19 protein-coding genes and 1 tRNA gene are annotated in these 18,592 nt (G+C 61.0%); 6 read left to right on the top strand and 14 right to left on the bottom strand.

Going from position 1 to position 18,592, the window contains the following annotated elements; translation table 11 throughout:
* The coding region (locus tag Q0072_RS12700) for an SDR family oxidoreductase (RefSeq protein ID WP_298330693.1) at positions 1–447 on the top strand (447 nt) is incomplete at its 5' end.
* A 276-nt stretch (positions 448–723) separates the two neighbouring features.
* Here Q0072_RS12700 and Q0072_RS12695 read toward each other — a convergent pair.
* Positions 724–1,755, bottom strand: coding sequence for a polyprenyl synthetase family protein (locus Q0072_RS12695; RefSeq protein ID WP_298330690.1), 1,032 nt, complete (start codon positions 1,753–1,755; stop codon positions 724–726).
* Between the two features lie 231 nt (positions 1,756–1,986).
* Here Q0072_RS12695 and Q0072_RS12690 point away from each other — a divergent pair, with 231 nt between their 5' ends.
* A complete protein-coding gene (locus Q0072_RS12690) occupies positions 1,987–2,655 on the top strand; it encodes a methyltransferase (RefSeq protein ID WP_298330696.1) in 669 nt (222 codons plus the stop codon).
* A gap of 1 nt (position 2,656) precedes the next feature.
* Here the strand turns inward: Q0072_RS12690 and Q0072_RS12685 are convergent, their stop codons facing one another.
* The 5 genes from Q0072_RS12685 to Q0072_RS12665 all read right to left on the bottom strand — a co-directional run bounded on the left by Q0072_RS12685 (position 2,657) and on the right by Q0072_RS12665 (position 8,222).
* Positions 2,657–3,010, bottom strand: coding sequence for a hypothetical protein (locus tag Q0072_RS12685; protein ID WP_298330689.1), 354 nt, complete (start codon positions 3,008–3,010; stop codon positions 2,657–2,659).
* Between the two features lie 246 nt (positions 3,011–3,256).
* Positions 3,257–5,836, bottom strand: a complete 2,580-nt coding sequence (gene clpB, locus Q0072_RS12680) for an ATP-dependent chaperone ClpB (RefSeq protein ID WP_298330686.1) — start codon at positions 5,834–5,836, stop codon at positions 3,257–3,259.
* Positions 5,837–5,965: 129 nt separating this feature from the next.
* Entirely contained in the window at positions 5,966–6,313 is a 348-nt protein-coding gene (locus tag Q0072_RS12675) for a cupin domain-containing protein (RefSeq protein WP_298330683.1), read from the bottom strand.
* 74 nt (positions 6,314–6,387) lie between these two features.
* A complete protein-coding gene (gene infC, locus Q0072_RS12670; RefSeq protein WP_013479112.1) occupies positions 6,388–6,909 on the bottom strand; it encodes a translation initiation factor IF-3 in 522 nt (173 codons plus the stop codon).
* A gap of 152 nt (positions 6,910–7,061) precedes the next feature.
* Positions 7,062–8,222 carry a glycosyltransferase family 4 protein gene (locus Q0072_RS12665; RefSeq protein ID WP_298330679.1) on the bottom strand — a complete coding sequence of 387 codons (1,161 nt, stop codon included), beginning with the start codon at positions 8,220–8,222 and terminating at the stop codon, positions 7,062–7,064.
* A gap of 43 nt (positions 8,223–8,265) precedes the next feature.
* Between Q0072_RS12665 and Q0072_RS12660 the strand changes: the two genes are divergently transcribed.
* Positions 8,266–9,030 (top strand): alpha/beta fold hydrolase, encoded by a 765-nt coding sequence (locus tag Q0072_RS12660; RefSeq protein ID WP_298330677.1) that lies wholly within the window; start codon positions 8,266–8,268, stop codon positions 9,028–9,030.
* Here the strand turns inward: Q0072_RS12660 and Q0072_RS12655 are convergent.
* Positions 9,013–9,849, bottom strand: a complete 837-nt coding sequence (locus tag Q0072_RS12655) for an N-acetylmuramoyl-L-alanine amidase (protein ID WP_298330675.1) — start codon at positions 9,847–9,849, stop codon at positions 9,013–9,015. The two genes, Q0072_RS12660 and Q0072_RS12655, sit on opposite strands and share 18 nt — an antisense overlap.
* 152 nt (positions 9,850–10,001) lie before the next feature.
* Between Q0072_RS12655 and Q0072_RS12650 the strand changes: the two genes are divergently transcribed.
* Complete coding sequence (locus Q0072_RS12650) at positions 10,002–11,744, top strand: gamma-glutamyltransferase family protein (protein ID WP_298330673.1); 1,743 nt, start codon at positions 10,002–10,004, stop codon at positions 11,742–11,744.
* 57 nt (positions 11,745–11,801) lie between these two features.
* Here the strand turns inward: Q0072_RS12650 and Q0072_RS12645 are convergent, their stop codons facing one another.
* From Q0072_RS12645 to Q0072_RS12635, 3 genes are all read right to left on the bottom strand, one after another.
* Positions 11,802–12,671 (bottom strand): SDR family NAD(P)-dependent oxidoreductase, encoded by an 870-nt coding sequence (locus Q0072_RS12645; protein WP_298330668.1) that lies wholly within the window; start codon positions 12,669–12,671, stop codon positions 11,802–11,804.
* A 5-nt stretch (positions 12,672–12,676) separates the two neighbouring features.
* A complete protein-coding gene (locus tag Q0072_RS12640) occupies positions 12,677–12,943 on the bottom strand; it encodes a hypothetical protein (protein ID WP_298330665.1) in 267 nt (88 codons plus the stop codon).
* Between the two features lie 69 nt (positions 12,944–13,012).
* Positions 13,013–14,290 (bottom strand): DNA-directed DNA polymerase, encoded by a 1,278-nt coding sequence (locus Q0072_RS12635; protein ID WP_298330663.1) that lies wholly within the window; start codon positions 14,288–14,290, stop codon positions 13,013–13,015.
* Positions 14,291–14,405: 115 nt separating this feature from the next.
* Between Q0072_RS12635 and Q0072_RS12630 the strand changes: the two genes are divergently transcribed.
* Positions 14,406–15,704, top strand: coding sequence for an MFS transporter (locus tag Q0072_RS12630; RefSeq protein ID WP_298330660.1), 1,299 nt, complete (start codon positions 14,406–14,408; stop codon positions 15,702–15,704).
* A gap of 2 nt (positions 15,705–15,706) precedes the next feature.
* Here Q0072_RS12630 and Q0072_RS12625 read toward each other — a convergent pair whose 3' ends face one another.
* Entirely contained in the window at positions 15,707–15,841 is a 135-nt protein-coding gene (locus tag Q0072_RS12625) for a hypothetical protein (protein ID WP_298330657.1), read from the bottom strand.
* 197 nt (positions 15,842–16,038) lie between these two features.
* Between Q0072_RS12625 and Q0072_RS12620 the strand changes: the two genes are divergently transcribed.
* Positions 16,039–16,115: transfer RNA gene (locus Q0072_RS12620), tRNA-Arg, on the top strand.
* A 714-nt stretch (positions 16,116–16,829) separates the two neighbouring features.
* Here Q0072_RS12620 and Q0072_RS12615 read toward each other — a convergent pair.
* The 3 genes from Q0072_RS12615 to Q0072_RS12605 form a co-directional block, all read right to left on the bottom strand.
* Entirely contained in the window at positions 16,830–17,990 is a 1,161-nt protein-coding gene (locus Q0072_RS12615; RefSeq protein WP_298330655.1) for a site-specific integrase, read from the bottom strand.
* On the bottom strand, positions 17,987–18,346 hold the full coding sequence (locus tag Q0072_RS12610) for a hypothetical protein (RefSeq protein WP_298330652.1): 360 nt from the start codon (positions 18,344–18,346) through the stop codon (positions 17,987–17,989). The genes Q0072_RS12615 and Q0072_RS12610 overlap by 4 nt, the downstream gene beginning before the upstream one ends.
* Before the next feature lie 46 nt (positions 18,347–18,392).
* The coding region (locus Q0072_RS12605) for a hypothetical protein (RefSeq protein WP_298330649.1) at positions 18,393–18,592 on the bottom strand (200 nt) is incomplete at its 5' end.

The following is an 18,592-nucleotide window of genomic DNA, read 5'->3' as shown; positions in this document are numbered from 1 at the left end:
GAACGCTGGCATGCGCACATGAACACCAATCTGCTGGCGCCCGTCCTGCTGACGCAGGGGTTCGCGGCGCAGGATGCGCTGCCTGATGGGGCGGCTATCGTTAATCTGATCGACCAGCGGGTGCTGAAACCCTCCCCGCCCTTCTTCTCCTACGGTTTGTCAAAGGCCGGGCTGTGGCACGCCACACGCACATTGGCGCAGGAACTGGCCCCGCGTATCCGCGTCAACGCTGTGGGACCGGGTCCGACCCTGCCCTCCATCCACCAGACCGAGGCCGATTTCGAGGCCGAGGCCGCCTCGACCCTGCTGCAAAAGCGGGTGACACCGGAAGAGATCGCCGAAGCCGTGGTATTTCTGGCCGAAGCCCCTTCGGTGACCGGCCAGATGATCTGCGTCGATTCGGGCCAGCATCTGGGTTGGAAGACGCCGGATATGGAAGGACTATAGCGCCACGCCAGCCCAGATGATCGTCACGCTATCGCTTCGCTGTCTGAGCGCAGCGCTGGAAGACACCGGATATGGAAGGGTTGTAGCCCGCCTTACACCTCCCCGCTGGCGGGGAGGGTGGCATAGCAAAGCGATGACGGGTGGGGTGGTCCTTGCGGAACAACGACCACCTGACCAATTTCAATGTAGGAAAGACACCCCACCACCACATCTAGCGCTTTGCGCGTCGTGCGGTCCCCCTCCCCGCCATAGGCAGGGAGGTATAATTTTGAGTGCTTACTTCGTGCGTTCGACGCTGTAGTCAGCCAGCGCTTCCAGCGCTGCGCGCCAGTCCGAGGGCTCAAAACCGTTCAGCGCGTCCTTGGCCTTTTGCGCATAGTACCGGGCCGTCTCGATCGTCTTGGCCATCGCCCCCGACTCGACGATCAGGGCCTGAGCCTGCGCCAGATCGCCGTCAGCCTGCTCGCGCAGCGAGACAGTGCGGTGCCAGAAATCGGCCGCTTCCGGCGTCGCCTTGACGGCGAGGATCAGCGGCAGGGTCGCCTTGCCTTCGGCGAAATCGTCCCCGGCATTCTTGCCGAGGCTCTGGGCCGTGCCGCCGTAGTCGAGCGCATCGTCCTGTATCTGAAAGGCCAGACCGAGGTTCAGGCCATAGTCGCGCAGGGCCTGCTGACGCGCCACCGATGCCCCTGCCGCCACCGCGCCGCTTTCGGACGCCGCGGCAAACAGGGCCGCGGTCTTGGCCGAGATGATGTCTATATAGGTCGCTTCCGTCAGATTGACGTCATAGGCCTTCATCAGTTGCAGGACTTCACCTTCGGCGATGACCCCAGATGCCTTGGACAGGATGCCGAGCGCCTGAAGCGAGTCGGTTTCGACCATCAACTCAAAGGCCCGCGCAAACAGGAAGTCGCCGACCAACACCGAAGACGGTGCGCCCCAGATGAGGTGGGCCGCGACCTTGCCACGCCGCAACTGGCTCGAATCGACCACGTCATCGTGCAGAAGGGTAGCCGTATGGATGAACTCAACGGCCGCCGACAGTTTTTGGTGATGAACATTCGTCGTACCGGCCAGACGCGCCGCCGCCACGCACAGCAACGGACGCAAACGCTTACCGCCGGCGCTGATCAGGTGTTCGGCCAGAGCGGGAATCACCGCGACATCGCTTTGCATACGATCGGTGATGATGGCGTTGACCGCCGCCATGTCGTCGGCGCACAGGCGCACCAGCGCCTCAACATCCGCCTTACCCGCCGTCTCAGCGGGGGCGGATTTGTGCGTTTTCTCGATATTGGCCGTATCCAAAACCCACTACTCCGGCACACTTGGAAAGTGTTAAACCCCTTAAACTTCCTTTACGGCTTAGTCCATGCCCCGCACGGCGAGTTTGTGCTATATCCCGATAAAATTGCTACAGTCCCGGATACACACCCCTTGCCAGAGACCGCCTTACCCCCCCTTGCCGATGCCCTACCGACCACCCTGCTGGGGGGACGGGTGCGGTTGTGGCAACCGGCGAAGGGCTATCGAATCGGCATGGACGGCGCCCTTCTGGCGGCGGGTGCCGCGGGTTTTCTGGCTGAGCGTGCCGAAAGAGCCGTGAGCGCTTTAGAACTCGGCTGTGGTGTGGGGGGCGTCATTTTGTCGCTGGCGGCGCGCTGCCCTCAGGTGCGTGCCGTGGGTATCGAGCGCGACACGGCAACCTTTGCCCTGACCCAGGTCAATCTGGCGCAGGCGGGCGACGACCATCGCGCTATTCATGGCGATATTGGTGCGGGATACCGCGCATTCGACCTGCCGCGATTTGACCTGGTTCTGAGCAATCCGCCTTATTTTGACGATCCGGAGACGCTGCGCGCCCCGCATGAACTGAAGCGCCCGGCGTGGATCGCCGATGACGGGCTTCAGGCGTGGCTCGACTTCGCACAGGCCGCCGTGGTCGATGGGGGAGAGATTGTGTTCATCCATCGCGCCGACCGGCTGGGGGATATTTTAAGCGGCCTGCCGAAATGCGGTTCGTTCGTTATCCGCCCCATCCAGCCCTTTGCCGATAAGGAGGCCAAGCGGGTGCTGGTGCGCGCCAAGCGGCTGGGTAAGGCCCCGCTGCGTCTTCTGCCGCCGCTGATCCTGCACGACGAAGGCGAGCGCAAACACACACCTGAGGTCGATGCGATCCTGCGGGGGGAAACAGGATTGAGGTGGTGAATCAACTCGGACCGAACGGGCCAAAGCCGTTTTGCTTGTAATTTTCCATTAATTCCGGTCGAGCCGCATTCAGGGTCCAACTGGTTGTGTAATGCGGGTCGATAACGACTTCACCCGTCGTTTTCAGACGATACTCTCCGGGCGGCGCTTTCTCCAAGGCTTTGGTGTCTGGCGGTAGATTAAACGTACCACTCCCGTCAGCTTTGGCAACCACGATTCCTTGTCCCGAAGATATTTCGACGATCGTTCCATGCGTCTGAAACGTTCCAAGTACAACCTCATCGTCATCGACGAAGGAAATGCCAATCAGAACGGTTTTACCGACATATCGAGTCCTACCCCACGCAAATATCATGCAACACTTTCAGCAAATCGTCACTTTGACCTAGACCTTAACCCCACCCGGCGCGTCGCGCCACCCTCCCCTGAATTGGCTTCGCCGAACTTCGTTTCAGGGGGAGGAAGTAAGGCAGACAGCCCCGCCGCGTGAGCCGCGACGGGGCCATCTGCTCCAGCTAACGGGTGCAGGGGCAACTGCCCCTGCGTCTTTGATTGTCGGGCAATCCAGTCCAAAAACCGCTTCGCACTTTTTGGATCGGGCTTAATTAACCGTCGGACGACCGATCACCAGATGATCGCCGTCAAAACTGACGCTGATCACGTCGCCATCGGCGAACTCTCCGACAAGGATGCGTTTGGCGATGGCATCGACCAGTTGCTTCTGGATCACCCGCTTGAGCGGACGCGCGCCATAGGCCGGTTCATAGCCCAGCTCTGCCAGGTGGTTGAGCGCCGCGTCGTCAATGGCGAGGGTCATCTGACGATCCTTCAGCAGCTTTTCCAGACCCTTGAGCTGGATACGCACGATATTGCCCATCTGCGCCCGGCCGAGGCGGTGGAAGAGGATGGTTTCGTCAATGCGGTTGAGGAATTCCGGCCGGAAGTGGCGCTTGACCTCTTCCATCACCAGACCGCGCACCATTTCGACGTCCTGACCGTCCTCCATATTGACGAGATACTGTGACCCCAGATTGGACGTCATGACGATCAGGGTGTTGCGGAAATCGACCACACGCCCCTGCCCGTCCGTCAGCCGCCCGTCGTCCAGCACCTGAAGCAGGACGTTGAACACGTCCGGATGCGCCTTTTCGACTTCGTCAAACAGCACGACCTGATAGGGCCGGCGGCGCACGGCTTCGGTCAGCGCCCCGCCTTCGTCATAGCCAACATAGCCCGGAGGCGCGCCGATCATGCGCGAAACGGCTTGCTTTTCCATATATTCGGACATGTCGAGGCGCGTGATGGCCGTCTCATCGTCAAACAGGAACTCGGCCAGCGCCTTGTTCAGCTCGGTCTTGCCGACACCCGTCGGACCCAAAAACAGGAAGGAGCCGATCGGACGGTTAGGATCTTTCAGCCCTGCCCGCGCCCGGCGCACGGCATCGGACACGGCCTCAAGCGCCTCGTCCTGACCGACGACCCGCTTGCGCAGTTCATCCTCCATGCGCAGCAGCTTATCGCGCTCGCCTTCCAGCATCCTATCCACCGGAATACCGGTCCAGCGCGACACCACCTGAGCGATTTGCGCTGAATCAACCACTTCCGGCGTCAGCGGGGCGTCTTCCGACTTGGTTTCAGCCTCGGCGACCCATTTTTCCAGCTGCGGAATCTGGCCATAGAGGATTTCCGACGCCCGTTGCAGGTCGCCCGACCGCTGCGCCGCCGCCAGTTCGATCCGGGCACGGTCTAACGCTTCGCGGGCGCGCGAGGCGGCCCCCACCTTGTCCTTTTCCGACTGCCAGCGGGCGGTCAGTTGCGCCGACTTGCCCTCCAGATCGCCCAACTCCTCATTAAGTTTTTCCAGGCGCGTTTTTGAGCCCTGATCGCTTTCCTTCTGCAAGGCCTCGCGCTCGATCTTAAGCTGGACGATACGGCGATCCAGTTCATCCAGTTCTTCGGGCTTGGAATCGACGGCCATCCGCACGCGCGAACCGGCCTCGTCGATCAGGTCAATAGCTTTGTCCGGCAGGAAACGGTCAGCGATGTAGCGGTTCGACAGGGTCGCCGCCGCGACAATAGCGCTATCGGAAATCTTGACGCCGTGGTGGACCTCGTACTTTTCCTTCAGGCCGCGCAGGATCGAGATGGTGTCTTCGACCGTCGGTTCCTGCACAAAGACCGGCTGAAAGCGCCGGGCCAGAGCCGGGTCCTTTTCGACGTGCTTCTGATATTCATCCAGCGTGGTCGCACCGACGCAATGCAGTTCACCGCGCGCCAGAGCGGGCTTGAGCAGGTTCGAAGCGTCCATCGCCCCGTCCGACTTACCGGCACCTACCAGGGTGTGCATTTCGTCGATAAACAGCACGATCTGGCCTTCGGCCTGCGTGACTTCGTTGAGCACGGCCTTCAGCCTCTCCTCGAACTCGCCGCGGTACTTGGCCCCGGCGATCAGGGCACCCATGTCGAGCGACAACAGTTTTTTGTCTTTCAGCGATTCCGGCACGTCGCCATTGACGATGCGCTGCGCCAGCCCTTCGACAATGGCGGTCTTACCCACGCCCGGCTCACCGATCAGGACGGGGTTGTTCTTGGTGCGGCGGGCCAGCACCTGAATGGTTCGGCGAATTTCTTCGTCACGGCCGATGACCGGGTCGATCTTGCCATCCAGCGCGGCTTGCGTGAGGTCCCGCGCATATTTGTTGAGCGCGTCGAACCCGGCCTCGGCATTGGCGGAGTTGGCGGGCTTGCCCTTGCGAAACTCCTTCTGCGCGTCTTTCAGCGACCCCAGCGAGGTGCCCGCCGACTTGAGCAGGGCCGCTCCGTCGCTGTTGTTCAGTGCGGCCACCAGCAGACGGTCGGCCGTGACGAAGGCATCACCTGCCTTGTTGGCGTCGTTTTCCGCTTCGGTGAAGGCCTTGGCGGTATCATTGTGCATGTAAAGCTGTTGCGTCCCACCGGTGACGGACGGCAGCTTGTTCAGCGCCGTATCGACCGCGCCGACAAAGGCTTCGGGGCGTCCGCCCGCGCGCTCGATCAAAGGCCGCGCCACGGACTCACGGTCCTCGGTCAGCGCCTTAAGCAGATGCAGCGGCGTGAAATACTGATGGTTGCGGCTTTGGGCAATAGCCTGCGCGCTTTGGATAAGCTTCTGAGTTTTCTCAGAGTATTTTTCGATATTCATCGTCTGGCTTCCCCTTTAGAGGCGGATGGATGTGATCGGCCCTTCGACGGAAGCAACCGCTCATGCTCTCCGATATGGTGTGATCTTCACGCCACACAAGGGGGATTCACAGGGGAATTATTGTCGCAGCTAAAGCCGGATCACATAGGTCTTCAACGCGGTCTCGACCACCTCCCACACGCCGGTGAAGCCCGGCTGAATGACGAAGCGCGTCCCGGCCACCAGCCGCAGCGGGGCCTTGCCGTCCTCGTGCAATATCGAGACGCCTTCGAGGATTTCGCAATATTCCCATTCGTCATAGACGACGCGCCACGCGCCCGGCGTCGCCTGCCAGAAGCCGGCATATGTCCTTTCATCCTCAGAGGTGTCGAGGTTCCACGTCAGAAAGCGCGGATCACCGGACACGACGCGCTCCGGAGCCGGCGCGCCCGCTTCGGGCTCAGGCAGGGCGTTGCGATCAAACAGAATTAAGGACATGCACACCTCAGAAACAAAACCGGCCCCGATTAAACATCGGAGCCGGTTCCAATTCCATCGAATAGGCCGAAAATCTATTTCGGGGCCAGAATCATGATCATCTGGCGGCCTTCCATCTTGGGCTCATATTCCACCTTGGTGGTTGCCTCGAAGTCGGCCTTGACCTGATTGAGCAGCTTCATACCCAGTTCCGGGTGGGCCATTTCACGGCCACGGAAGCGCAGCGTCACCTTGACCTTATCGCCTTCTTCAAAGAAGCGCGTCATGGCCTTAGCCTTCACCTCATAATCGTGCTTGTCGATATTGGGGCGGAGCTTGATTTCCTTGATTTCGACGACCTTCTGCTTCTTGCGGGCTTCGGCCTTCTTCTTCTGCTCCTGGAAGCGGTACTTGCCGTAGTCGAGAATCTTGCAGACGGGAGGATCGGCGGTCGGGGAGACTTCGACCAGATCAAGTCCGGCTTCCTCGGCGGCTTCGAGCGCGGCGGAGGTCGGCATGATGCCTTGCTTCTCACCGTTCTGGTCGATCAAAAGGACGCGCGGAACCTTAATGTCCTGATTGATACGGGGGCCGTCTTTCGCGGGCGGGGCTTGCATTGGGCGACGAATAGGGATGTCTCCATGGACTGTTTAAACGGACCGGACTCACCTGTCCGGAATTGGGGCCTAATTATAGGAAGGGCCTAGGGGTGATCAATCCCCTTTATGGCGCACAAGAGGTTAATTTTTCAGCCCGTTGTGCCACCGCCTCATGTAAGCAGGGAGCGGTAGATATCAAGGGTTGCCGCGCACATGCTCTCAAGGCTGAAGCGCTCATGCACGCGCGCCCGCCCGGCCGCCCCCATGACGGCACGCGCCGGGGCCGAGGTCAGGGCCGCTACGCGCATGGCATCGGCCCACGCCGTCACATCGCCGGGCGTCACCAGCCAGCCGCTCACCGCGTCTTCGACCGTTTCCGCCGTCGCACCATGCTTAGCCGCCAGTACCGGGCGGCCCATGGCCTGAGGCTCGACCGCCGTGCGCCCAAAGGCCTCCGGCTCCAGCGATGGAGCCAGCGCGAAATCGCACAGGCTGTAGGCGGCGGGCATGTCGGAACAGTGGCCGACGATCTTGACCTGCGCCTCAAGGCCCAGACCTGCCGCCAACGCGCGCAATGCCTGCGTATAGTCGCTGCGGCCCTGATCGTCACCGGCGAGGATCAGTTGCAAATCGCTGCGCCCCAACCCTTTCAGCGCCTCAATGACGAGCGTCTGCCCCTTCCATCGCGTCAGGCGTCCAGCCAGCAGGAACCGCGTGCGTCCATCGCTGCGGTCAATCCCCCAGGCTTGCGCCAGCCTATCCTTGCGCGCCTCATCGACCGCACCCGGATCAAACTTTTTGAGGTCCACACCACGCGGCACGGCGATGATTTTCGCCGGGTCGAGGTCGTATTCGCGCAGGACATGGTCGCGCGTGTAGTTAGAATTGGCGATCACCACATCCGCCGTGGTCATGCGCCCGTTGTACCAGCGCTTGAACCCCGACCCCGCCTTATAGATACCGTGATAAGTAGTGACGGTCTTAACGCCTTCGGCCTTCGCGGCGGGCAGCGCCGACAGCGCCGGGGCGCGCGAACGCACGTGCACGATGTCCGGCTTTTCTTTGCGGATAAGCGCCCGCAGCGCATAGTAATTCTTGAACTGCACGTAGGGATTCTTGGAATGCACAGGCAGGGGCACAACGACCGCGCCGATCTGCTTCAGATAGCCCTCAAGCCGTCCACCCTTTGAGACTACAATGGCCTGCCCGCCTGCCTCGATCACGGCGCGCGCCACATCCACCACGGTCTGCTCCACGCCGCCAGTATCCAACTCAGGGACGACCTGCATCACGGTATAGGGAAAGGAGGAAGGAGAGGATATGAGGGGCATAAGCGCTTGTTCGAGAGGCTCCGGGCAATTAAGGCTTATGCGCATGAGCACCGAGCCAAATCAAGACAGCACGCAGTTTCTCAACGAATCGATCGCTTATCGACACATCAAGGGCAATGGACCGACCGTCCTGTGGCTGGGCGGTTTTAAGTCGGACATGACCGGTTCAAAAGCGCAAGCGCTGGCGCAGACCGCGCGGACCGAAGGCTGGGATTTCCTGCGTTTCGACTATGCCGCGCACGGCGAAAGCCCCGGCCGCTGGGAAGAGGCGCGCATCGGCCAGTGGCGGCAGAATGTCCTGGACATAGTCGATCATCTGACCGACGGACCGCTGCTGATCATCGGTTCAAGCATGGGCGGCTGGATGGCGTCGCTGCTGATGCGCGACCGGCCCGAACGCGTGAAAGCCGCCGTGCTGATCGCCCCGGCGCCGGATTTTGCTACCAAATTGATGCTGTCGTCGCTATCGCCCGAAGACCGGCGGGCGCTGGAGGTTTCCGGCTTCTTCCATCTGCGCGGCTACGACTACGACGTGCCCATGTCGCAGGCCTTTTTCGATGAGGCGCGCGACCACCGGGTGCTGGATCAGCCTCTCGTCTTTGACGGCCCGGTGCGCATCCTGCACGGCCTTGCGGACGAGGTGGTACCGTGGCAGCACGGCTTGAGGCTGGCGCAGCACCTGTCGTCAAAAGACGTGACGCTGGAACTGATCAAGGGCGGTGATCACCGCCTGTCCAGCCCGGCCGATCTGCGGCGTCTGATCGATACGGTGCGGGGGTTGCGCAAAGGTTTACTTCACCCACTGTGAATGTACCCAGCCTGTCAGATCATCGTTGCCGTTGGCGTCCACGACAGCGACCTGCCACCAAAGACCATCACTGGCCAACAGACGTAGAGCCTGCCCGTTCGGCAAGAGCGCCAGTCGCTGGTGGTCAATGCCGGGACCGACGCGCAGCGAAAGTCCATTTTGGGCCGTAACCTCGTAAAGGGCGGCCGGTGTTGTATGGCGACCAAAAATCCTGGCTCGAAAGCGGTTCATGTCAAACGCCGGGCCGGGGTCCTGCTTGCGGCCGGGGGCAATATCTTCATGCCCCAGAACATGGTCTTCGCTAATACCGTAATGAGCAACGATGGCACTGGCGGCCAGACACACCGCCTGCCATTGCGCTTCATCATAAATTTCCCAGCCATGGGATTTCGTCACATCGAAATTCTTATGTCGGGCGACCAGCACACGGCTGTCTGGGACCGGGGCGCCCGTATAACTTGTCCAGTTGCCCGGCGCGCCTCTTAACAAACCCCAATTGACGATTTCGATACCGACCGAACAGCTATTGAGGCCGGTTACAGCCCCAAAGCTGGATTTTCCGGCGTGCCAAGCCACCTGATTGAACGGCACCATCTGGGTAATGTCGCCTGTGTGCCCGATGATCAGATGCGCCGACGCCTTGGCGTCCGGTCGGCGGAACCAGCTCACGGCGCCATCCGATGTCCCCCCTGCCGTGTAATGAATGATCAGAAACTGCGGCGCACCCGTTTCCAGCACGCCCCCCACATTCGCTGACGCCACGAAGGGCACAGAAGCCCCGCCGTCTCCGAGCAGGCGATGATTGGTATTGATTCGCATGAAAGTCCCTCCCTCCCGACAAGACAGAAACAACATATGCGCGAAATGAGTCGAATGCAATCATGGGGAGTATTTTCTTCGATTCGAGACAATGCTTCTTGCCAGTTCATCACTTCCGGCCCCAGATGTTCACCGCCACAAGGAGTTTGCCCATGCACCGCCGATCCTTTTTTGCCGCCCTGCCCGCCCTCGCCGCCACCCCGGCTCTGGCGCTGGACCCGCTGCACGGCGGGGACCGCATTACCGGGGCCAGATTCGCCGGGCGTTCGACCGTCTGGGGCACGCAAGGGGCCGCCGCCACCGCGCACCCGCTGGCCAGCCTGATTGGCATAGATATCCTGCGGCAGGGCGGGTCGGCCATCGACGCCGCCATCGCGATCAATGCGGCGCTGGGCTTCCTTGAGCCCATTGCCTGCGGCATCGGTGGGGATGCCTATGTGATGCTGTGGGCCCCGGCGCAGAAGACGGTGGTCGGGTTTAACGGGTCGGGCCGCTCACCCAAGGGCATGAGCCTCGACTATGTGCGCTCAAAAGCAAAGAACGGCCACATCCCGTCGTGGGGAAGCGTCTCGGTCTCCGTGCCCGGCGCTGTGGACACCTGGGGGCAGATGCACGCCCGCTACGGCAAACTGAAATTCGCCGACGTGCTGGCCCCGGCCATAGCCCTGTGCGAACGCGGCGTGCCGGTGGCCCAGACCATCGCCTTTTACCTCAACGCCAGCTACCGGCGCTTTACCAACCCCAACGCGGGCATTGAGGAGGTGCAGAACTTCCTGAAGGTTTACGCGCCGAACGGACGCACCCCGCGCGAAGGCGAAATTTTCCGCAACCCGGACCTTGGGCGCACCTATCGTTATATCGCCGAAAACGGTGCGCGCAGCTTCTATGAGGGGCAGATCGCCGACACCATCGACGCCTATTTCCGCCGCATCGGCGGGCATATGCGCAAGTCAGACCTGATGGCGCATCACGGCGAAGAGACCACACCGCTGAAAACCACCTATCGCGGCGTCGAGGTGCTGGGCTTAGGAGCCAATACGCAGGGCCTGTCCACGCTTCAGATGATGAACATTCTGGAGACGTTCGACCTGAAAGGCATGGGGTTCCAGACCACCGCTTCGCTGCACACCCAGATCGAGGCCAAGCGTCTGGCCTTTGAGGACCGGGCCAAATTCTTTGGCGATCCCGCTTTCTCCAAAATCCCGGTCGAAGCCTTGTTGTCCAAGGCCTATGCGCAGGAACAGGCGGCGAAAATCCGTCAGGACGCCATCCTGCCGCGCATCGTCCCCTATGAGGCTCCGGCGCGCGGCGACACCACCTATTTCACAGTCTCGGACAAAGACGGCATGATGGTGAGTTGGATTCAGTCCAACTATCGCGGCATGGGATCAGGCCTGATTCCCGACGGTCTCGGATTTATGCTTCAGGACCGCGGCGAACTGTTTTCGTTGCGCGACGGTTCGCCGAATATCTACGCGCCGGGCAAGCGGCCGTTCCACACCATCATCCCCGGCTTTGCCTGCAAGAATGGTCAGCCGTGGCTCAGCTTCGGCGTCATGGGCGGTGATATGCAGCCGCAGGGTCAGGCGCAGATTCTCGTCAACCTGATCGACTATGGGCTGGGCTTACAAGAGGCGGGCGATGCGCCGCGCTGGCACCACGAAGGGTCTTCGGAACCCACCGGCGAGGCGGCGGAAGGCATCGGCACGCTCAATCTCGAAAGCGGCGTGCCGCTGGAAACGCGCGCCGGTCTGGAAAAGCTCGGCTGGTCGATCAAGCCGTCACCCGGCAATTATGGCGGCTATCAGGCCATCGTGACGCAGACCGATCCTTTGGGTCGGGCCTATGGGGCGGCCACCGAAATGCGCAAGGACGGTCTGGCTCTGGCCTACTAAGCGCAATCCGATAAAGTGGGCACCACTTTACGGAAAGATTGCGCGACAAACAAAAATTTAGTGCGAAATGGCGGAGCCATTCTGCACTAACCGCCAGACATCGCGCAGGCCTTCGCGATAGGTCGGGAATTGCGGTCGCCAGCCCAGTTCAGCCTTGGCCAGGGCATTGGAAACGCGTTTGTTTTCGGCATAGAAGCGACGCATGCCGGGGCTCAGGTCCGGCGCGTCAAACGGGATTCCGGGTGGCACCGCAAACCCAAAGGTCTGCGCCGCCCACACCAGAACCGCATCCGCCGGGGCTGGCTCATCGTCGCACAGATTATAGACTGCGCCCGCGCGCCGACGATCGGCGCTGCGCATCAGGGCGTCGGCGCAGTCGGTATCATAAAGGCGCGAAAAGACCTGACCCGGCTTGTGGATGCGCCGCGCCGTCCCGTCACGCAGCCGTTCGATGACGCTGCGCCCCACACCGTACAGACCGGGCAGACGGAACACCGCCACATCGTGCTGACCGCTTAAGGATTGCCATTGCGATTCGGCCTGCACGCGGCGGCGGCCTTCTGTGGACAGGGGCGTGAGGGCCTGATCCTCAAAGGCCCAACCGCCGCCCCGGTCACCATAGACACCGGTGGTCGAAAGATAACCCAGCCATTTGCGTGGCGCATCACGCAAGGCAGCACCCAGCGCCGCAAAGGCCGGACAACCCGAGTCATCCGGCGCAGGTGTGATCAGGATAAGGTCGGCGGCCGCCGCGATATTGCTCAGTTGCGGGTTGAGCGGGTCCACGGCGTCGATCCCCTGCCCGGCCAGCCATGTTCGCTTTTCCGCCGTGCGTGCCGTGGCCGACACGCGATAACCGCGCGCCCGGCACAGATCGGCAAAGGCCGCGCCGATAAAGCCGTAGCCAAACACCAGAACGCGCGTCATCGGTTCTATTGTGCGGAAGCCGAAGAGGTCGAAGAGGCCGAGGCCTCAGTGGCCGCCTGTGCCTTGGCGGCACGCTCAGCGGCCTGCTCGGCCTTGCGCTTGGCGTCGCGATCGGCCTTCTCGCGTTGAGCCCGCACGACATCGGGCAGAACGACCTCATGGCCAAACGGCGCCGGCGAGCGCGTCCCCAGCCCCTGCGGCCAGACAAGGCTGAGCGCAATCATCAGAATGGCGACCACCGCCGCGCTGGTATAGAAGACCTTGTCGTTCATAACCTAAGCTATACCCCTCCCTTGGGCGTTTGAGAACCCAAAATTGCTGCACTGCCCAAGCCCTCAACCTCATTCCCAGAACTCTGGCGTTTCGGGCACCCGGTTAAAGGCGATCTTGGCACCTACAAACTCATGCAATTTAGGCTTTGGCCCGATGCTGATGCGATCCTTGCCGAAGCGCTGATTGAGGGCGTCCATCGCCTCCAGCAGGCGCATATGGCGCGGGTCTTCGTCCGCTGCCGGACTATAGCCGAACAGGTCAGGCACCGTATCCGCCGGAATCAGGCGCAGACAGGTGACCGACACCTTCTTGATGCGCGTCTGGTTAAGGGTGCGCACGCAGACGTCCCACAACGCATCCGCCGCTTCCAGCATCCGGAAACTGTCGGCCGTGGCCATAAACAGGCGCTCGGCCTGCGCTCGGCCTTCTTGTGTCCCGCGGATCGACAGGTGCAGCCCGCCGCACTTATAGCCCATGCGTCGCAGCCGCGACCCGCACTTGGCCGTCAGTCGCCGGGCCACGGCGCGGGCAGCGTCCACCGGGCGCAGTTCAGCGGCCAGAACGTGCGAATGGCTGATACTGCCGCGCTCGGTCTCGATCTCCGGCGGGTCAATACCGTGCAGGGCGTACCAGAACTGATCCCCGCCGATGCCACCCCACAACTGCCGCATCCGGCTGGGGCTGAGGTGCCAGAGCTGACGCGGATCGTTAATGCCGGCCTTAAACAGCCGCAGCTTCATGGCTGGCCCAACCCCGGGAAAGTCGCCGATGTCGATATCGAGCAAGGGCCCCGGCAACTGGTCGCGACGCAGCACCGTCATCCCCAGCGGCTTTTGCATATCGGCCGCTGTCTTGGCCAGCATCCGCGACGGAGCCAGCCCGATTGAAGCCGTCAGACATTCGCCAATATTCGATAAAATCCGCCTTTGAATGCGATGCCCCAGCGCCCGCGCCGCCGCTTCCATCGTCTCCGGCCCCATCAACCGACAGGCCACCTCATCAATCGAACAGACCTTTTCGACGGGGATGACGTGATCGACCTCTTCGAGAATTCGATGGTGGATGCGCACATATTCATCGGGGCGCGCCTGAACGACCTTCAGCTCCGGACATATCTGTCTTGCGATCTTTACCTGCGTCCCGGTCTTGATCCCCAGCCGCTTGGCCTCCTGACTGGCCGCGATGGCGCAGGTATATTCGCTATCCACCGGCACCACGATCAGCGGCCGACCCCGCAAAGACGGATCAGCTTGCTGTTCGCAACTGGCGAAAAAGCTGTTCATGTCGAGATAGAGCCATTTCAGCCCGCTCCCGTCGTCCCACTGTCTGGTCTTCACCGCTTGCATAAAAAGAACATAACAAGAACATTTTAAACGAGTCAAGACACCCCTGTTTCAAAAACCGTGTGAAGGCGAAAGGCGGGGCTTTCGCACCTGCACCCAAATGCACTATAGAATGTCAATGTCAGTGACGAAGCCCCAGCCGCCCCGACCGGAACCGTCCGTCTCAGGGCCCGACGCCGAGACCGCCACCTCACCCGACACAAAAGGCGGCAAGCCGACCCTCAGACGCGCCATAATGGACAATGGCGCGCTCAGCGTCATGTTCGCTGTCGTCTTCATCAATCTGGTGGGCTTTGGCCTGCTGGTGCCGCTGATGCCGTTCTTCGCCCAGACGCTGAACGCCGGGCCGTGGCAGGTGACGCTGATGTTCGCGGCCTATTCACTGGGGCAGTTTTTTGCCGAACCCCTGTGGGGCAGCCTGTCGGACAAGTGGGGGCGCAAACCGGTTCTGCTGATCACCACCGCGTCCAATATCCTCTTTTATGTGCTGCTGGCCTTTGCGCCCAATGTGTGGTGGGCTATCGCGATCCGCTTCCTGAACGGTATCGGCTCCGGCAACGTGTCGTGCATCCAGTCCTACGTGTCGGACATGTCCGAACCGCATCAGCGGGCTGGCCGCATGAGCCTGATCGGTGCCGCCTTCTCGCTGGGCTTTGTGATCGGCCCGGTCATGGGCGGGTTTCTGGCCCACGAAGAGGCCGGGGCCGCCGGATTCCGTCTGCCTCTGTTTCTCGCGGCAGGTCTGTCGGCCGTGGCGACCCTAGGCATCCTCTTCTATGTGCGTGAAAGCCGCGTGCGCACCCATGCAGCCCCGCAAAATTTCCGCGCCACCCTTGCCGAAGCCCGCCGCCATCCGATCATCAGCCGCCTGATCCTCTCCACCTTGTTCTACATGGCCGCACTGGCCGGGCTTGAGGCCACCTTCGGCCTGTGGGCTAAGGCGCGCTACGACTGGGGCCCGCGGGAAGTCAGTCTGGTCTTTCTGTTTATCGGCGTCACCGCCGCGCTTATGCAGATGGTCTTTACCCGCCCGCTGGTGCGCCGTTACGGCGAAGCGCGCATACTGGTGCTGGGGCTGAGCGTGTTCGGCATGGGCTTCTTCCTACAAGGGATCAATCAGATACCCATGCTGGTGACGCCGCTGGTCATGCTGGCGGCCCTGGGGCAGGCGGTGATCTTCGCCTCGATCTCAGCCATTATTTCAAAATCGACGGCCACCGACCGTCAGGGGGCCATGCTGGGCCTCAATCAATCGACCGGAGCCATTGCGCGCATTGCCGGGCCGGTGGTGGCGGGCTTCCTGTTCAGTCAGATGGGCGCCGATGGCCCGCTGTGGTTCTGCGCCCTCATGTGCTTTACCGCCGCCCTGCTGGCCCTGCGTGTGTCGCAGGTCGAACGCCGGTTGCATTCGGGTTAGGGTCAAAAGATCAAAAACGCCGCCAGCGCCATGCCGATACTAAGCCCAACAATGATGTCGAGCGGGCGCACCGGAGACGGTTTGAGCGGCTTGTCAGCGGTTTCCCGCCGAAAGGCATAATTGTGTTTGATCGCCACGGTTATTGTCCCGAAATGAGTCAAGGCCCGCTCAGATCAGCAAGAGCCATGCCTGCGTTCCGCAGACAGGCGCACAACCGCTCTTTTCAAAAAAATCACAAAATCAGGGGAAAACTTTTTAAAAGCGCTTGCGTTTAAAATGGCAAGAGACTAATTGTCCGGCCCTCGCCGCTGAGGCGGGAACACGAAACGGACACGCACTCGTAGCTCAGCTGGATAGAGCATCAGACTACGAATCTGAGGGTCAGGAGTTCGAATCTCTTCGAGTGCGCCATTCGTTTCAATCGTCAAAAAGGCCAATCGGTTCAACCGGTTGGCCTTTTGTCTTTCTGGGCCTTAGTGGCCTTTTGGGCCTGAAAATCGACTGAGGTTTTACAGGTGTTTTACAGTTGGTTTTACAGGTCGCGTTTACCCTGCGTTCTAGCCCGGCTTTCAGGCTGTCGATCCGACCTGCAACTTCGCCACCCTGTCAACCTCGTCCCGCGCGCTACCGGGCGGCGAAAGAAGATGTGAACAAAACGTTAACGCGCGCTTGGCAGAACACTGGAATCCGTGCAGAAAAAAGCCCTGATGTGTTCGCGCACATCAGGGCTACTTCTTTTTTCTACCAACTGATCAGGTTGGCTCGTGATCACCATGACCTTATCGAACATGCTGCGTCGCCAGTCAATCTGATTCCTTTTCACGAAAGGACCGGCAATGGCCGTTTTCTTGATTAGCTACGATGACCGTGCCCCGCATGACTATTCCGCATTGTATAAACTGCTTAGCCTTTGGGACGCCAAAAGGCTCTTAGAGTCTTTGTGGGTAGCCGAATTGGTTGGGCCTGCTGAGACAATCTGTAACCTCTTGTTCAATACACTCGGTGTGAACGATGGCGTATCTGTCTTTCAGGTCTCCCCCAATTGTGACGGATGCACTATCGGTGCAAACCCTGAGGGAGTTGATCTTCTTATCCGTCGCGCAGGCTGGCGACGAATGCTGTAATCTATAGCTCTGCTGCGCGCTTGGCCTTATGACCAGCGCGCAGCTTCACCACGTTGTCCACCTTGTCCTGTGCGCTATCGGCCATGCGGCGGCGGTTGGCTTGACGACGGTATTCCTGCGCGGCGGCGGGAGAGAGCTGTTCAAGCTGTCCCATAATCTCCGCGTCCGACGCTCCGGCGTGGGCCAGTTCAACGCCGCGTGAATGCCGCAGGCCGTGGATCGTCAGGGGGCAATAGACCTCTCCGTCGTCGTCGGTTGCCGCCCTCACCTTCCCGGCCTTGGCCAACCGGGCCATCAGGCGGTCAAGGGCCTGATTCAACTGCCGCTCTTTCCACGGCTGGTTTCGGCTGTTGTAGGCAATCGTTATGGTCTGGTTTAGGGTCCGATCCATAACCGCCGTAAGGCGCGCGTCTTCGCGTTTATCGCAAAGGACGCGGCGCTTTTCCGTTATCCAATAGAGGCGGCGGTGTGGGGTGCCGTCGTCGTCATACCCAATGATACGCGCGCCCAAGGGCATCTTGCAGGCCGTGCCGCGTCGGAAGCCACCGAAGCGGGCAAGCGCGATAGCACGGGCAAGGCCCGCCTGTCCTTTCTCGATAGCCGCATCAATGGCGGCATAGACCTCATGGTCTTCCCAAATCGGGTGAGCTTCGCCCGCGTCGTGGGGGCGCGGGGCTTTTTTGACGTTATGGAACGGGTCGCCTTCGATGCGGGTGTCTTTGTCATCGTCAATGATCGGCTGACAGGCGTTCTTAAGTACCTGCACCCGAAGATCACTGACACGGTGGCCGCGTTGCGCCCAAGCGTTGCGCATCTCAATTACCCATGCGCGCGTGAGGTCGCTCAGGAGCATGGTGTCGCAGTCCTTGGCCAGCTCATCAATGATGAATTGATATTCGCGTTGGGTTGAGCGGGCCAAGGCCAGAAATTCGGCTGATTTGTTATAGGTGGCGAGGATGCCGCCCACGGTGCCCGTCTTTGGGCGCTTGTGGGCGTCGGCGGCGCGTTGGAGGCGGGCCTTGATCGCGTTCACTTCGTCCATCAGCTCTTGCGTACCGTCTGCCGATTTCAAAGGGCCTTCGCGGTAGTCGCCCATGCGGAAATACAGATTGACCGTGCCGAAGCGCGTTTTCACGCGCTGCACGTTCGGAACCTTGATCAACCTGCCCTCTTCCGACATTTGCCCCTGCCTCCTGCCGCCCGTTTTTGTGCCCGTCTCAGGGCGATTTCGGCGGCGGTCAATCCTAAGTCTTCGTCCTCCGGCTCCTGAGGTGCCGGTTCGGCCCGAGCCAATCCGGCATCATTGCTCGCCTTCATGGCCTTTGGCAACCGGGGCGGCAGGCTTGCGGCCCATGCGTCCACCTGTTGCCTGTTCCACCGCAGGATATTGGCCCCAAGGTCAAGCGGCTGCACCGGCAGGATTTTGGACAGGGTGCGTTCGTCCATGCCACCCAGATAGGCGCACAGTTGTTCCTTGGTCAGGAACAAAGGCCACTGATCCGGGATGACGCGTTCCATCACTTAGGCGAGTTTCTGTGGTTCGTGCTGCGCCGGGGTGATCATCTCAGCTGTCCTCCCCGTCTGACGTGGCGCTTTCGCTTTGGTGAGCCTCTACTACCTCTTCCACCTGCCATCCGAACGTCGAGCCTACGGCCAGAACCTTGCCGACATGTTTGGTATAGTACTCGAAACGATTCTTTCCGCGTTTGAGAGAGGCCTCGTCAGGGTTCGGCACGCTGCCGGTAAAGGCAAAATAGATGTTCG

The sequence above is a fragment of the Asticcacaulis sp. genome, from assembly GCF_027484505.1.
Classification (GTDB): Bacteria; Pseudomonadota; Alphaproteobacteria; order Caulobacterales; family Caulobacteraceae; genus Asticcacaulis.
The sequence above is the reverse complement of the archived record's forward strand: the minus strand, read 5'-3'. Positions and strand labels throughout refer to the sequence as shown.